The organism is Streptomyces sp. NPDC102490 (genome assembly GCF_044765285.1).
In the GTDB taxonomy this organism is placed as follows: Bacteria; Actinomycetota; Actinomycetes; order Streptomycetales; family Streptomycetaceae; genus Streptomyces.
On sequence record NZ_JBIWJU010000017.1, the window covers coordinates 38,599 to 52,516 of the forward strand.

The 13,918-nt window shown below is 70.7% G+C and carries 14 protein-coding genes; 10 read left to right on the forward strand and 4 right to left on the reverse strand.

Going from position 1 to position 13,918, the window contains the following annotated elements; translation table 11 throughout:
* Positions 1-2: 2 nt before the first annotated feature.
* From mftE to mftG, 3 genes are read left to right on the forward strand one after another with little or no spacing between them, the layout of a single operon-like run.
* Positions 3-809, forward strand: coding sequence for a mycofactocin biosynthesis peptidyl-dipeptidase MftE (gene mftE, locus ACIRGB_RS32960; RefSeq protein WP_403872650.1), 807 nt, complete (start codon positions 3-5; stop codon positions 807-809).
* Positions 809-2,224, forward strand: a complete 1,416-nt coding sequence (gene mftF, locus ACIRGB_RS32965) for a mycofactocin biosynthesis glycosyltransferase MftF (RefSeq protein WP_403872652.1) — start codon at positions 809-811, stop codon at positions 2,222-2,224. The genes mftE and mftF overlap by 1 nt, the downstream gene beginning before the upstream one ends.
* Positions 2,221-3,816 carry a mycofactocin system GMC family oxidoreductase MftG gene (gene mftG, locus ACIRGB_RS32970; protein ID WP_403872654.1) on the forward strand — a complete coding sequence of 532 codons (1,596 nt, stop codon included), beginning with the start codon at positions 2,221-2,223 and terminating at the stop codon, positions 3,814-3,816. Before mftF ends, mftG begins: the two co-directional genes overlap by 4 nt.
* Positions 3,817-3,850: 34 nt before the next feature.
* Here mftG and ACIRGB_RS32975 read toward each other — a convergent pair whose 3' ends face one another.
* From ACIRGB_RS32975 to ACIRGB_RS32985, 3 genes are all read right to left on the reverse strand, one after another.
* Complete coding sequence (locus tag ACIRGB_RS32975; protein ID WP_333748519.1) at positions 3,851-4,162, reverse strand: replication initiation protein, RepL2; 312 nt, start codon at positions 4,160-4,162, stop codon at positions 3,851-3,853.
* Positions 4,159-4,611, reverse strand: coding sequence for a MarR family transcriptional regulator (locus ACIRGB_RS32980; RefSeq protein ID WP_403872656.1), 453 nt, complete (start codon positions 4,609-4,611; stop codon positions 4,159-4,161). Before ACIRGB_RS32980 ends, ACIRGB_RS32975 begins: the two co-directional genes overlap by 4 nt.
* 636 nt (positions 4,612-5,247) lie before the next feature.
* Positions 5,248-6,012 carry an SDR family oxidoreductase gene (locus tag ACIRGB_RS32985; protein WP_403872658.1) on the reverse strand — a complete coding sequence of 255 codons (765 nt, stop codon included), beginning with the start codon at positions 6,010-6,012 and terminating at the stop codon, positions 5,248-5,250.
* A gap of 241 nt (positions 6,013-6,253) precedes the next feature.
* Between ACIRGB_RS32985 and ACIRGB_RS32990 the strand changes: the two genes are divergently transcribed.
* Entirely contained in the window at positions 6,254-6,958 is a 705-nt protein-coding gene (locus ACIRGB_RS32990) for an HAD family hydrolase (protein WP_403872660.1), read from the forward strand.
* A gap of 80 nt (positions 6,959-7,038) precedes the next feature.
* The gene (locus ACIRGB_RS32995) at positions 7,039-7,683 is read left to right on the forward strand and encodes a ScbR family autoregulator-binding transcription factor (RefSeq protein ID WP_403872662.1); all 645 of its coding nucleotides are present in this window, start codon (positions 7,039-7,041) and stop codon (positions 7,681-7,683) included.
* Between the two features lie 127 nt (positions 7,684-7,810).
* On the opposite strand, the gene ACIRGB_RS33000 is transcribed toward ACIRGB_RS32995, so the two are convergent.
* Positions 7,811-8,800 carry a ScbA/BarX family gamma-butyrolactone biosynthesis protein gene (locus tag ACIRGB_RS33000; RefSeq protein ID WP_403872664.1) on the reverse strand — a complete coding sequence of 330 codons (990 nt, stop codon included), beginning with the start codon at positions 8,798-8,800 and terminating at the stop codon, positions 7,811-7,813.
* Between the two features lie 262 nt (positions 8,801-9,062).
* On the opposite strand from ACIRGB_RS33000, the gene ACIRGB_RS33005 reads away from it, so the two are divergent.
* The 5 genes from ACIRGB_RS33005 (at position 9,063) to ACIRGB_RS33025 (ending at position 13,869) form a co-directional block, all read left to right on the forward strand.
* Complete coding sequence (locus ACIRGB_RS33005) at positions 9,063-9,251, forward strand: acyl-CoA carboxylase subunit epsilon (protein ID WP_403872666.1); 189 nt, start codon at positions 9,063-9,065, stop codon at positions 9,249-9,251.
* A 116-nt stretch (positions 9,252-9,367) separates the two neighbouring features.
* Complete coding sequence (locus tag ACIRGB_RS33010) at positions 9,368-10,960, forward strand: acyl-CoA carboxylase subunit beta (protein ID WP_403872668.1); 1,593 nt, start codon at positions 9,368-9,370, stop codon at positions 10,958-10,960.
* A gap of 82 nt (positions 10,961-11,042) precedes the next feature.
* Positions 11,043-11,723, forward strand: a complete 681-nt coding sequence (locus ACIRGB_RS33015) for a ScbR family autoregulator-binding transcription factor (protein WP_403872670.1) — start codon at positions 11,043-11,045, stop codon at positions 11,721-11,723.
* Positions 11,724-11,950: 227 nt separating this feature from the next.
* On the forward strand, positions 11,951-12,805 hold the full coding sequence (locus ACIRGB_RS33020) for a BTAD domain-containing putative transcriptional regulator (protein WP_403872672.1): 855 nt from the start codon (positions 11,951-11,953) through the stop codon (positions 12,803-12,805).
* Positions 12,806-13,044: 239 nt separating this feature from the next.
* Positions 13,045-13,869, forward strand: a complete 825-nt coding sequence (locus ACIRGB_RS33025) for a BTAD domain-containing putative transcriptional regulator (protein WP_403872674.1) — start codon at positions 13,045-13,047, stop codon at positions 13,867-13,869.
* Positions 13,870-13,918: the final 49 nt, after the last annotated feature.

The following is a 13,918-nucleotide window of genomic DNA, read 5'->3' on the forward strand; positions in this document are numbered from 1 at the left end:
CCATGCCGCTGCCCCGCACGGACCGGTCGGCTCCCCGAGAACTGGCGAGCACGGCCTGGCCGGACATCTCCCCCGACGCCTGGGTGCTCGTCCCCGTCGGATCGACCGAGCAGCACGGCCCGCACCTGCCGCTCGACACGGACAGCGTCATCGCGCGCGCGGTCGCGCTGCGGGCGGCGCGCGCCCTGGCCTCCGGCCCCGCGGGCCCACCGCTGGTGGCGCCGACACTCGCGTACGGCTCCAGCGGCGAACACGCGGGCTTCCCGGGGACGGTCTCCATCGGGCACGACGCGCTGGCCGTGGTGCTGGTGGAGATGGTGCGGTCGCTCTCGCTCTGGGCCCGGCGGATCGTCTTCGTCAACGGCCACGGAGGCAACACGCGGACCTTCGACGACGCCGTCGGCCGGATGCGCACCGAGGGCCACGACGTCGCCTGGACCTGCTGCGAGGCCCCCGGCGGCGACGCCCACGCCGGGCGCACCGAGACGTCGGTGATGCTGCACCTGGCACCCGCCGACGTGCGCACGCAAAGGGCGGCGCCCGGTGACACACGGCCACTGGCGGCCGTGCTTCCCGACCTGGTGGCCCGCGGGGTCCGGGCGGTGTCGCCGTCCGGCGTCCTCGGCGACCCGACGGGGGCGTGTGCCGAGGAAGGGCGCGGCCTGCTGGAGGAGATGGTGCGCGCCACGGTCCGCCGCATCGAGGCGGGCACCGCCGACCAGCGGGGCCGGCTCGTCGTCCCCGCACGACCCGCCCCGCGCCCGCCGCGGGCGACGACGGGGCCCGACGGAATGAAGACGGAGCACTGATGCCCCTCCCGACGGGCTTCACGGTCGTGCTGGACCGCAGGACCGAGGTCCTCGACGACGGCCGGGTCCTCCTCGGCGGGTTCCCGACCAGATTGCTGCGCCTGACCGCGCGGGCGCAGGCGCTCTTCGAGGGACGCACGCTGCGCGTGACCGGCCGGGCCGGGGCGCTGCTGGCGGACCGGCTGCTCGACGCGGGGCTGGCCCACCCGGTCGTCACGGCACTGCCCGCACCGCGCGACGCCCGCCACACCTTCGTCGTCCCGGTCCGCGACCGCCCGCGGGAGCTGGACCGGCTGTTGACCAGCATCGGGCCGGACCACGAGGTGATCGTGGTAGACGACGCCTCGCACCGCCCCGCGGCCGTCGCGGCCGTGGCGGCAGAACACGGGGCCCGGCTGCTCGCGCTGCCCGTCAACACCGGCCCCGCGGGAGCACGCAACGCGGGCCTCCGCCTGGTCCGAACCCCCTACGCGGTCTTCGTCGATTCCGACGTGGTGCTCCCCCCGGAGACGGTGCCGGTGCTGCTCCGGCACTTCTGCGACCCCCGGGTCGCCATGGCGGTGCCCCGGATCACCGGCCTGGAGACGGCGGCCTCGGCGAACTGGATCGGACGGTACGAGAGCGTCCGGTCCTCCCTCGACCTGGGGCGGCATCCCGCGGCGGTGCGACCGGCGGGCTCCGTCTCGTGGGCGTCGACGGCCTGCACGGTGGTGCGGGTCGACGCCCTGCGGGACGGTTTCGACGCGCGGATGAGAGTGGGGGAGGACGTCGACCTGTGCTGGCGGCTCTTCGCCGACGGCTGGCGGGTCCGGTACGAGCCGACGGTCGAGGCCGCCCACGAGCACCGTGTCGCGGTCGCCGACTGGTTCCTGCGCAAGGCGGTGTACGGCACCGGCGCCCACCCCCTGGCCGAGCGCCATCCGCAGCACATCGCCCCGGCCGTGTTCGTGCCCTGGAGCACCGTGATGGTCGGCGCCCTGCTCGCCCAGCGGCGCTGGTCGGTGCCCGTCGCCGGCGTCGTCTTCGCGGTGGCCGCCCTGAGGATCGCGCGCAAACTCGACGGCGTGCGCGGACGCCACCGTCTGGCCCTGCGGCTCACGGCCATGGGCGGCGTCGCGGCCCTGACCCAGACGTCGGCGCTGCTGACCCGGCACTGGTGGCCGGCGGCGGCGATCGGCTGCGTGGTGTCCCGCCGCATCCGCAGGGCCGTCGCCGTGGCCGCCGTGACGGACGTCGTGCTCGAGCGCCGCCGTGACCGGGCCCCTCTGGACCCGCTGCGCTACGGCGTGGCGAGGCGCCTGGACGACCTGGCCTACGGAGCGGGCGTCTGGTTCTCCGCGCTCCGGGGCCGCTCCACGGCAGCCCTGCGACCGCGCATCGTCCGCAGCTCCGGTACACCGGGGCAAGGCCGTTGACCCGCTACGACGTGATCGTCGTCGGGGCGGGAGCCGCCGGTGCCCCGCTGGCCGCGCGGCTGAGCGAGGACACCGACCGGTCGGTGCTGCTCCTGGAGGCCGGACCCCTTCCGCGGACGCTGTCCGGCTTCCCGGCCGAGCTGCTGGACGCGCGGTGGGTCCCGGGCGCGCGGACCGACCACGGGGCGGTACGCCGGTACGAGACCCGCCTGACGGCCCGGCATCCCTACCGGGTCTCCCGCGGCCGGTATCTCGGCGGCTCCACGACCGTCAACGGCGGGTACTTCATCAGGGCGCGGCGGGAGGACTTCGACCGCTGGGCCGTCGCCAGCCCCGCCTGGGCCTTCGAGCGGGTGCTGCCCTTCCTGCGCCGGCTGGAGACCGACCTCGACCACGGGGCGGACCGGGTCCATGGCGGCAGCGGACCGGTGCGGGTGCGCCGCGGTGCCCTCGGGCATCCGGCGGCCGCGGCGTTCCGGGCGGCGGCGCGCGAGATGGGCTTCCCCGACGAGCCCGACAAGAACGACCAGGGCCCGGGCGGTTTCGGCCCGGTCCCGTCGAACAGCGTCGACGGCATGCGGGTGAACACCGGCATCAGCTACCTGCTGCCCGCGCTCGGCCGACCCAACCTGTCCGCCGTCGGCGACTGCCGCGTCCGGCGCGTCGTCGTCTCCCGTGGCCGGGCCACCGGCGTGGAAGTCGACCACGAAGGGCGCGGCAGGGCCCTGGAGTGCGGTGAGGTGGTGCTCTGCGCCGGGTCCTTCGCCAGCCCGCAGCTGCTGCTGCTGTCGGGCATCGGCGACCGCGGGCAACTGGAGCGCCTGGGCGTGCCCGTGGTCGCGGACCTCCCCGCCGTCGGCGCACGGTTCGGCGACCACCCGCAGGTGGTCCTGGAGTGGTCGCCACGACGGGAGTTCGACGCTCCGGCCGACTCCTGGCTGGGCGGCTGCCTGCACCTGCCGTCGTCCGGGCCCGCCTCGCCCCTCGCGGGAGACCTGGAGATACTCCAGTCCCTCTCCCCGCTGCCCGCGCTGGCGGGCGTACGGCCGTCGGGGCCGCGCGCCCCGCTCGCCTTCCTGGTCTCGGATCTCGCGCCGCGCGGCACCGGCACGTTGCGCCTGGCCACCGCGGACCCCGCGGCCGACCCGTGCGTCGACTACCACTACCTGCGCACCGCCGACGACAGGCGCCGCCTGCGGGAGGCCGTGCGCACGACCGCCGAGTTGGTCAACACCCGCGCGTTCCGCCAGGTCGCGCGGTCGCCGCTCGGCCCCCCGGCCAAGGTGGTGGCCGACGACGGCGCACTGGACGACTGGATCGAGCGTCGCCTGGGAACGGCGCACCATGCCTGCGGCACGGTGCCGATGGGGCCGGCGGGGTCGCGGCGGGCGGCCGTCGACCAGTACGGCCGGGTGCACGGCGTCGCCGGCCTCCGCGTGGCCGACACGTCCGTACTGCCCACCGCTCCGTTGCGCGGCCCCGCGGCCACCGCCGTGCTCGTGGCCGAGGTGGTCTCCGACGCGATGCGGCGGCCCCGGACCTCAGATGTACAGGACGTCAACGAAGGCGTCCCAGGGGGCGCCCCTCATTGACGTGACGTCAATGAGGGGCGCCCCCTGGGACGGATCACGTTGCGCGGCGCAGCGGAACGACGACGTTCACCCCGAGTGCCTTCGGGCTGAGGCGGTAGTAGCGGATGTGGGCGAGCTTGTCGGACTCCTCGAGCCAGCCGGACTCGATGACCTGCTTGCGGGTGCGGGAGAAGACGGGTGCGGACATGCCGACCAGGGCGGCGAGGTTGGCCGCGGTCTCCACGACCGCGCCCCCGCGGTCGGTCGGGTGCAGTGCGTAGAGCATGACGACGAGACGCTGGTTGGCCGTCATGCCCGCCGTGGCTTGCAGCAGCTCCAGGTTCTTCTGCTTGTCGTCGCTGGTCACTGTGCCTCCCACCGTGCAGGGGTCATCTCGTTGAAACCCGGGATCTCCGGAGGATTGCACGTCTTCACCGCTTCGCGCTGCTCCAGCCCGGTTCCGTGGAACGCGATGTAGGGGCTGATCCTATAGAGGTTGTAGTTGCCGATGCGCCCCCGGACGATCAGGACGCGGTGCTTGGTCAGCTTGCGGTTGATCTTCCCGACGGCATCGGTGGACATGCCCACGCGCTTGGCGATGTCCGCTCCCGTCGCTCGCAGCGGGTCCATGCCCTCGGGAGAGACACCGATCCACCACAGGACCAGGAACTTCTGGCTGGGGGTGAACGCCTTGGATTCGGTGATCGCCTCGACGCGGGCCTTGTCCACCTGGGTGTGCCGGCCCGAGAAGGCGTACGGCGCGTAGGGGACCGGCTCGCCCGTCTGGGCGTCGACCAGTCTGCGTGCTGCTCCCAACAGACCCTCCGTGTACGGGGGTGACGGACGTATGCGAATGCCGGCTGCACCGACCTGATGAACCTAATGGACATGAGTCAGAAGTCAATCGACCCGGTTCACAGGCTCGGTTGCTTGCTCTTCAGGACATCGCCGACCGCAATCTACCGGCCCAGCTCATTGCTCTGAGAGCAATCTAGGGAGTCCACAGGATCGTGGCACTCGGTTCCTACGGACGCCCTCACAGTTCCCAGGAACCGCCTCACGGTTCGCACGGACTGGGTGTCACGGAACGTTTGCGCAGGTCAGTGGCCTGATGGCGAAGTCGCGCTCTTCAGCTCTCATCTGACGGCCGGAACGTGGGCGAGGTCCGGGCGGCGATCGCACCGCTCCGGACCCCGTCCACCCCTGCCCGGCACCGCGGGCCTTCACGGTTCGAGCACTTCTCCACCCGGCCTCAAGCACGACTCGACGCCCGTACGAACCGGTACCACCGAAAGCACGCCACGACGCGGCGGCACCCGACGTCCCAGGCACGCGTATGCCTCCCGCAACCCCGTGCCGGTGCCCGCCACGTCATGACTGTTCGTCACGGGCAGCCAACCGACGGCCCCGCGTGGGGGAGTCGGGCCCCCGCAGAAGAGCGACGGGGCGCGGTCACAACCCGGTGCCGCCGGACGCGTCGAGGCACTGGCCGGTGATCCAGCGGGAGTCGTCCGACGCGAGGAAGGCCACCACGTCCGCGATGTCGGCGGGTTCTCCCATGCGGCCGAACACGGAATGGGCGGCGTGCACGGCCTCGGCCTCCGGCGTGGACCAACGCCGTTGGTTCATCTCCGTCTTCACGAAGCCCGGCGCCACCGAGTTGACCGTGATGCCTCGCGGCCCGAACTCCTTGGCCAGCGTGCGGGTGAACGCCTCCAGCGCGGCCTTGGCCATGGAGTAGGCGAGGGAGGTGGGAAGGGCGAGCCGGGTGGCCGCGGAACTGATGTTGACGACGCGGCCGCCCTCCCGCAGCCGCGGCAGACCTTCCTGGACGAGGAAGAGCGGTGCCTTGGCATGGACGGCCATGAGCCGGTCGAAGTCCTCCGGGGTCACCCCGGTCACGTCACCCCGGAGGTTGAACCCCGCGTTGTTGACCAGGATGTCCAGCGCCACCGGCTCGGCCAGCTCCCGAAGACCGGAGTCGAACCCCTCGTACAACGCCCGCACGTCGCCGGGCACGCCGAGCGGTGCGCGCAGGGGGAAAGCACGCCCTCCGGCGCCGGTGATGAGCTCCACCGTCTCCCGGGCCGAGGCCTCGTCGCTGCCGAAGTGCACGGCGACCAGGGCCCCTTCGGCAGCAAGCCGGCGGGCGATGGCCCGGCCGATCCCCCGCCCGGCCCCCGTCACCAGAGCCGTCTTGCCCCGCAGCGAATTCATCGGTCTCCCCGTCCTGTGAAACGACACGTCATCGGCTTGCTGAGCGCAGTCTCCACGCACGAACCCCGCGCGGACCACGGCACGGAGCCGCCGCGGGCATGCGTCACCGGCTCCATTGAAAAAACCGTATGACCGGTTTATTCTTCGGTCGGTGACGTCTCCGGCCGGGTGGCGAGCTGGACGCCGCCTTCCCCATTCGCGCCGTACGACTGCCCGTGCGGCCCGGCGCAAGGCGGTTCCGGTGGCCCTACGGCGACTGCGTCTGATCGCGGTGAACATCGACGGCGTTCTGCTCAACGACACCTTCAGCCCGGTCATCCACCGGTTCGTGGTCGGTCGCGGGCACGCCTACACCGCCGAGCTGGAGCGCGCGGTGCTGTCGCAGACGCAGCTGCGGGCCGCGCAGGTGCTCGGCGGCCCGGGCTCCCCCGAGGAGGTCGTGGCGGCGTACTTCCGCGAACGGGAGGAGTACCTGAGGGACCACCCGGTGCGGGTGCTGGAGGGAGCCGGCGACCTGCTCGCGCGACTGCGCGCCACCGGGGCCTCGCTGGTGTGCTACGGAGGGCTCGGGCGGGCTCACTTCGACCGGCACCTGAGCCCTTGGGCCGAGTACTTCGACGGCCCCGGATACGTGTGCACCGACGCGTTCCGTCCCGGGGTGCGCGAGATCGCCGAGGACGTCTTCGGACTCCGGTGCGACCAGGCGCTGTTCATCGACGACGTCGCGCGCGTGGCCGAGGCCGCCCAGGAGCTGGGCGCGGGGTTCATCGGGCACCCGACCACCTATGAACACAGTTTCCAGAGGCAGGCCATGCGGAACGCCGGGGTGCGTCACGTGGTCGATTCGCTGGACGCGATCGACGCGTCCCTGGTGCGGGCCGTCGACCGGGAACTCGCTGATGAACACGGTGAGACGGTCCGGAAAACCGGCGACTGCTTTGGTTGACGGCTAAGGTACCACTTGGTCGGTTTTTCTTAGGGTCGGTGTGCGGCACTGGCACGGACGGTGGGTGAAGGGACGGTCCGGTGGCCCGGCAAGAACGTGCGGTCAGGACGCGCCGCGCAGTACTGGAGGCGGCTGCGGCGGTCTTCGCGGAGCACGGGTACGCGGCGGCCACGGTCGCCGACATCCTGAAGACCGCCGGCGTGACCAAGGGCGCGCTGTACTTCCACTTCGACTCCAAGGAAGCACTGGCCCGGGGCATCCTGGAGGTCCAGACGGACCAGCGGGTGGCCGAACAGGAGGTCAAACTCCAGGAGATGGTGGACGTCGCCATGACGGTGGCCCACCGGCTGGTGAACGATCCCCTGCTGAGGGCCGGAGCCCGGCTGTCGGCGGACCCGGTCGGCCGCAAGCACTACGGCAGTGCCTGGCAGCTGTGGGTCGACATACTGACGGAGATCCTGACGCAGGCCCGTGAACGGGGGGAGACCCTGCCGCACGTGGTGCCCCGCGAAGTCGCGGAGATGGTGATCGGCGCATACAACGGGGTCCAGCTCTACTCGCACCTGGAGGCCGACCTGCGGGACGTCGAGTACCGGGTCTCGGTGCTGCTGAAGCACCTGCTGCCCTCCATCGCCTCGCCCTCGGTGCTGATGCGCTTGGACGTGGCCCCGGACCGCGGAGCGCGCCTGGTCAGCGAGGCGGCCGCGGTCCCGGTGGCGACCTGACCCGCCTCGACCCGCTACGACACCGCGTCGACCCGGGTAGCCCGGGCGGCCCGGATCCGCGAAGAGTCCGGGCCGCTCCGGTCACCGTCCGTTCACCGCGCGCCGCCGCCGGCGCGGGACGCCCGGGTCAGGCGCAGGGCGGTGCCACCGAGATGGCCGAGGTGAAGACGAGCGCCCCTTCCTGCCTGCCGGTCACCAGCAGACGCTCCCTGCCCTGCGCGCACCTGGGAAGAGCCGTCACCTCTATCACGCACGGTGCGTCGAGTTCCGCGTAGCGGCTGAACTCGCCGGTGATGCCCACCGGCAGGCAGGAACGCCCGAGAAACGCGGCCGCGGCCTGCCGGGCGGCTTCCAGCAGAAGCATGCCCGGCACGTGGTCGACGGGGTGGTCGAAGAGGACCGGGTGCCGGGTGTCCACCCGCAGTTGCCAGCGGTCCGGTTCCGGCAGCGGGGACAGGACGACATCCGTGGGGGAGGTCCGGCCGACCTCCTGCGGTGCCGTCGGGCTGGTCAGGGGGAGAGGGGTGGGCGCCCCGTCACCGATCCGGGGGGCGCGCAGCCGCCGGTAGACGGCCGGGGACGTGCAGGTGAAGCTGGCGACGGCCGTCGCGGCCACCTGTTCGTCCCGGTAGATCACCGCCTCGAAGTGCAGACTCGACAGACGGTGTCCCCGGCGCTTGATGTCGATGCAGGTGATCTCGATGTCGACGGACGCCGGAGTGCTGCCGATGACCAGGTGCTCGGGCCGGACGTCGACCGAGAGATCCCGCATCAGGAACTGGTGACCGAGCGGAACCGCGAACTCTGCGTGCGCCAGCAGGATGCCGACCTGGCGAATCGTCTCGATGACGAGGAGCGGGTCGTAGCAGTCGTCGATGGCGGCGAAGAAGCCGTGCCGGCGCGGCCACTGACCCGCCACCGTGAAGTGGCTGTCGTCCAGGCGTTCCCAGTCGGTGAGCATCACCTCGGCGATACTGGCGCGGTGGACGAACTCCTTGGGAACGGTGGTGGTCAGATACGCGTACCTCGGTGCGACGGTCTCCGCGACCGTGATGCCGTCCTCCCGGCGCCTCGCGTCGAATCTGGGCCGGCCGACGTGAAACGTGCGCGCAGACATGCTGGTTCCCCCTGAGCCCGTTGGCGTGAGGCAATCGTGTCGCCTCTCCGGCCAAAGAAGATACATACCACCCGGTTTATTTTTAAGGTGCTATAGGATTTCTTGGGGCTGCCTTTACCGTATCAATGCCGTGGGGCCCTTTTCGGAGCGTGGCATGTCACTTGTGAATGCGGCCCCGGCCTTTTCGAGTGATTCCGGACCGCGTCTTGAGCGTTCCGGCGGACCGTGTTACCGCACGTCCGCAGGAGAGGGGATCGCGCGGATGAAAAACTCGGAAACTCTGCTTGTCGTGGAACGCGGTCGGGCCAGTGAGGAAGAACTGGCCGCGCTCACCGTAGTGGTACTCGCGGCGCGGGAGGGCCGCCAGAGGCGGGAGGCTCCGCCCGCGGTGCGCGCCGGCCGGTGGTGGGAGCGTTCGACGGCCTACGCGTCACCCCGCAGTTGGCGCTGACCGCCTTCCATTCGGTGTGAATGCTCTGAATATAGAAACCGCATAGGCGGTTTGTTAACATGCTCGTGAATCCGGGGCGGGACCTCCTCGGCCTTTGTCCCAGAAAGGGACCAGACATGGCGATGACGACCGCCCCGGCACCGACGGGGGCGACGCCGACCGATACCGGCGGCCGGGTGGGGGAGCTGTACGCGATCCGTGCGCAGGCGCTGGCCGGGCCGAGCGAGAAGGCGACGGCGGCGCAGCACGCCAAGGGGAAGCTGACGGCGCGTGAGCGGATCGAGTTGCTGCTGGACGCGGGTTCGTTCTGTGAGGTCGAGCAGTTGCGCCGGCACCGGGCGACGGGGTTCGGTCTGGAGGCGAAGAAGCCGTACACGGATGGTGTGATCACCGGGTGGGGCACGGTGGAGGGCCGGACGGTCTTCGTCTACGCGCATGATTTCCGGATCTTCGGTGGGGCGCTGGGTGAGGCGCATGCCACGAAGATCCACAAGATCATGGACATGGCGATCGCGGCGGGTGCTCCGCTGGTGTCGCTGAACGACGGTGCCGGGGCCCGTATCCAGGAGGGCGTGTCGGCGCTGGCCGGGTACGGGGGTATCTTCCAGCGCAATACCCGGGCGTCGGGGGTGATCCCGCAGATCAGTGTGATGCTCGGCCCGTGTGCGGGCGGTGCCGCCTACAGTCCCGCTCTGACCGATTTCGTGTTCATGGTCCGTGAGACTTCGCAGATGTTCATCACGGGCCCGGACGTGGTCAAGGCGGTGACCGGCGAGGAGATCACCCAGAACGGTCTGGGCGGCGCGGACGTGCACGCCGAGACGTCGGGGGTGTGCCACTTCGCCTACGACGACGAGGAGACCTGCCTCGCCGAGGTCCGCTACCTGCTGTCGCTGCTGCCGCAGAACAACCGGGAGAACCCGCCCCGCCACGAGTCCTCCGACCCCGCGGACCGCCGCTCGGACGTGCTGCTCGACCTGGTTCCCGCGGACGGCAACCGGCCCTACGACATGACCAAGGTCATCGAGGAACTCGTCGACGAGGGCGAGTACCTGGAGGTCCACGAGCGCTGGGCCCGCAACATCATCTGCGCCCTGGCGCGTCTGGACGGGCAGGTCGTGGGCATCGTCGCCAACCAGCCGCAGGCCCTGGCGGGGGTGCTGGACATCGAGGCGTCGGAGAAGGCCGCGCGGTTCGTGCAGCTGTGCGACGCCTTCAACATCCCGATCGTCACCCTGTTGGACGTGCCGGGCTTCCTGCCCGGTGTCGACCAGGAGCACGGCGGGATCATCCGGCACGGGGCGAAGCTGCTGTACGCGTACTGCAACGCGACGGTGCCGCGGATCTCGCTCATCCTGCGCAAGGCGTACGGGGGTGCTTACATCGTCATGGACAGTCAGTCCATCGGTGCCGACCTCACCTATGCGTGGCCGACCAACGAGATCGCCGTGATGGGCGCGGAGGGTGCCGCGGGCGTCATCTTCCGCCGGCAGATCGCGGGGGCCGAGGACCCCGAGGCCATGCGGGCCCGCATGGTCAAGGAGTACAAGTCCGAGCTGATGCACCCCTACTACGCGGCCGAACGGGGTCTGGTCGACGACGTGATCGACCCCGCCGAAACCCGCGAGGTGCTGATCAAGTCCCTGGCGATGCTCCACACCAAGCACGCCGACCTGCCCTCCCGCAAACACGGCAACCCGCCGCAGTAGCACACAACATCATCCGTCGAAGCAGCAGACGTCACGGGGCCGGCCGGTGCGCAACCGTCCGGCCCTTGGCCAGGAGTCCTACATGGTGAAGCAGGAGCGAGCGGTACGCACGCGGCAGTCCTTGGTGTGGGCCGCGGCCGAGGAGTTCGCCACGGACGGATACGCCAGGGCGTCACTCACCTCGATCAGCCGGGCCGCCGGAGTGAGCAACGGGGCGCTGCACTTCCACTTCGAGAGCAAGCAGGCCCTCGCGCACGCCGTCGAGGACGAGGCCGTCGCGATGTTGCGGCTGATCATCCGGTCGACCGACGGTTACTGGTGCGCCCTCCAGCGGCTGGTGGACGCGACCCACGCGCTGATCGGAACCCAGGGGCAGAACGCGGTGGTCCGAGCCGGCTTCCAGCTGAGCGGCGCCGTACCCCCTCGCGGGCACGGAACTGACGTGCGCCGGGAATGGGGTGAGTGGGTCGAGCAGGTCCTGCACGCCGCGGCGAGCGACGCCAGCCTCGCCGACGACGTCCAGGCGGCCGACGCCGCGGTCGCCGTCGTGGCCGCGACCGCGGGCTTCGAACGGCTCGGAGCCGACGACACCCAGTGGACTTCCGAGGTCACTCTCGTACGCTTCTGGAATCTGATGCTGCCGCGGCTGGCGGCGCGCACCGTCTTTCCGCGTCTGTCGTCGCGCAGCACCCAACATTTTTCGGCAGAAAACAAACCGCATGGACGGTCTTTTATTCACCGGCAGAGTTCATCGACAGACTGAACTGGCTGGTTCGCTTCCTCTATCCGCCGCAAAGATCGTCCGTGTAAGCGGCTCATTCCCCCGCCGTTCGGCAACGACCTGTAAAAGAGCAGGTCAAATGGCCTGCCGCTGAACCGATGCGGCAGGCTGGCCCTTTTAAAAACAGCACGGACGGTTTTATATTGACAAACCGTCTGGCCTGTTTTGTAATGTGCGAGCGGCACCACACATCACTCAGGGGGACTGACGTGGACATTGATGTACTAGGCGCATTGAACGTCAGGGAGAACGGGGCGTCCGTCGCACCGACGGCGCCGAAGCCTCGGCAGGTACTCGCCCTTCTGGCGTTGTACGCCGATCAAGTGGTGCCGGTCTGTGCCCTCATCGAGGAGCTGTGGGCGGGCCGACCGCCACGCAGTGCCCGCACCACCCTACAGACGTACATACTGCAGTTGCGCGAGCTGATCGCCGTCGCGCTGTTGAAGGACCCGGCCGACGGGACACCGGCGCGCAGCGCCAAGGACGTCCTGATGACCCTCCCCGGCGGGTACCAGCTCGTCTCCAGCGGCGGCAGCAGCGACGTGCGGGAGTTCGAACGGCTCGCGGGCATGGGCTACCGCGCGATGGACGGCGGGGACTTCCCGGGCGCCGCACGCCGGCTGCGCGAGGCGCTCACCCTGTGGACCGGCTCCGCCTTCGCGGACGTCCACGCCGGATCGCAACTGGAGATGGAGGCCAAGCGGCTGGAGGAGAGCCGGCTGTGCGCCCTGGACCAGCGCATCGAGGCCGATCTGCGCCTCGGCCGCCACCGCGAACTCCTGTCGGAGCTGACTGTCCTGACCAGCCGTTACCGCACCCACGAGAACCTGCACGCCCAGTTCATGCTGGCGCTGCACCGCTCGGGCCGGCGGGGCGAGGCGCTGGAGGTCTACCACCGGCTGCGCGGCACGCTCGTCCGGGACCTGGGCCTGGAGCCTTCCGGCCGGCTGCGCCGGCTCCAGCAGTCGATCCTGACCGTCGGCCCCGAGTCGCTCGCCCCGGTGGGGACGACGCTGCCCTCCATGGCTGCGACGGGGAACGCACCCCTCCTGCAAGCCCACTGACCGCGGACCTACGACAGCGCGCCGGCCGGGCGGCACACACGCCGCCCCGGCCGGCGCGCTGTCGTGCGCGCCGGGCACCGGCGGGTGGAAGTCCCGCCGCGGCAGGACGCGTGCAGATCCACTTGAGGGCCGCTACAGGACAGCGCTGATCGCGGACGACCCCGGCTAGCGTGCGACACGAAGCAGGTTTCTGGCCAGGAAAGGGACCAGACGAGGGCTCGACCACTACGGAGGAAACCGTGAGGATTCAGGTTTTGGGTCCGCTCAGTGCCGAGGTCAACGGGGGATCGATTGTTCCTACAGCGGCCAAGCCGCGGCAGATACTGTCGCTGCTGGCGCTCTACCCGGGACGGGTCATGCCCGTCCCGACACTCATGGAAGAGATATGGGGGACCGCGCCGCCGCTGAGCGCGCTGACGACCCTTCAGACGTACATACTCCAGTTGCGCAGACGTCTGGGCACCGCGATGGGGCCGACTGCCCCGGGCAGTGCGAAGGACGTCCTGGTGACCCGGCACGGGGGGTATCTGCTCCAGATCCCGCAGTGCAGCGTGGACGTGCACCAGTACGAGAACCTGGTGCGCGAAGGGCAGGCCGCCTTCGAAGCCGGTGACAACGCGGTGTCGGCCCAGCGGTTCGGCGCGGCGCTCACCCTCTGGCAGGGGCCGGCCCTGGTCGACGTACGGGTCGGGCCGGTCCTGGAGATCGAGGTGAGGCGGCTGGAGGAGAGCCGCCTGGTCACCGTGGAGCGGCGGATCGACGCGGATCTCAGGCTCGGCCGGCACGCCGAACTCCTCGCCGAGCTGACCGATCTGACCTCCCGGCAACCGCACCACGAGGGGCTGCACTCCCAGGCGATGGTCGCGCTCTACCGCTCCGGGCGGCAGGGAGCGGCGCTGGAGATCTACCGCAGGCTGCGGGTGCGGCTGATCGAAGAGCTGGGGGTCGAACCCTCGCCGCAACTCCAGCGGCTGCACCAGGCGATGCTCGCCGTCGATCCGCAGCTGGAGGTGCTGGCCGGACCGCGCTGCACGTCCACGTTCGACCTCTTCACGGCGGCGTGAGAGCCCGGACCGCCCGCCCTCGGGGGAGCGGGCCCGGTCGCCGGAGGCA

Bases quoted from the DNA above. Each gene is read 5' to 3' on its own strand.
- ACIRGB_RS33015 (WP_403872670.1), top strand. From the start codon at position 11,043: ATGGTGAAGCAGGAGCGAGCGGTACGCACGCGGCAGTCCTTGGTGTGG.
- ACIRGB_RS32985 (WP_403872658.1), bottom strand. From the start codon at position 6,012: ATGAATTCGCTGCGGGGCAAGACGGCTCTGGTGACGGGGGCCGGGCGG.
- ACIRGB_RS33000 (WP_403872664.1), bottom strand. From the start codon at position 8,800: ATGTCTGCGCGCACGTTTCACGTCGGCCGGCCCAGATTCGACGCGAGG.
- ACIRGB_RS33005 (WP_403872666.1), top strand. From the start codon at position 9,063: ATGAAAAACTCGGAAACTCTGCTTGTCGTGGAACGCGGTCGGGCCAGT.
- mftE (WP_403872650.1), top strand. From the start codon at position 3: ATGCCGCTGCCCCGCACGGACCGGTCGGCTCCCCGAGAACTGGCGAGC.
- mftF (WP_403872652.1), top strand. From the start codon at position 809: ATGCCCCTCCCGACGGGCTTCACGGTCGTGCTGGACCGCAGGACCGAG.
- ACIRGB_RS33010 (WP_403872668.1), top strand. From the start codon at position 9,368: ATGGCGATGACGACCGCCCCGGCACCGACGGGGGCGACGCCGACCGAT.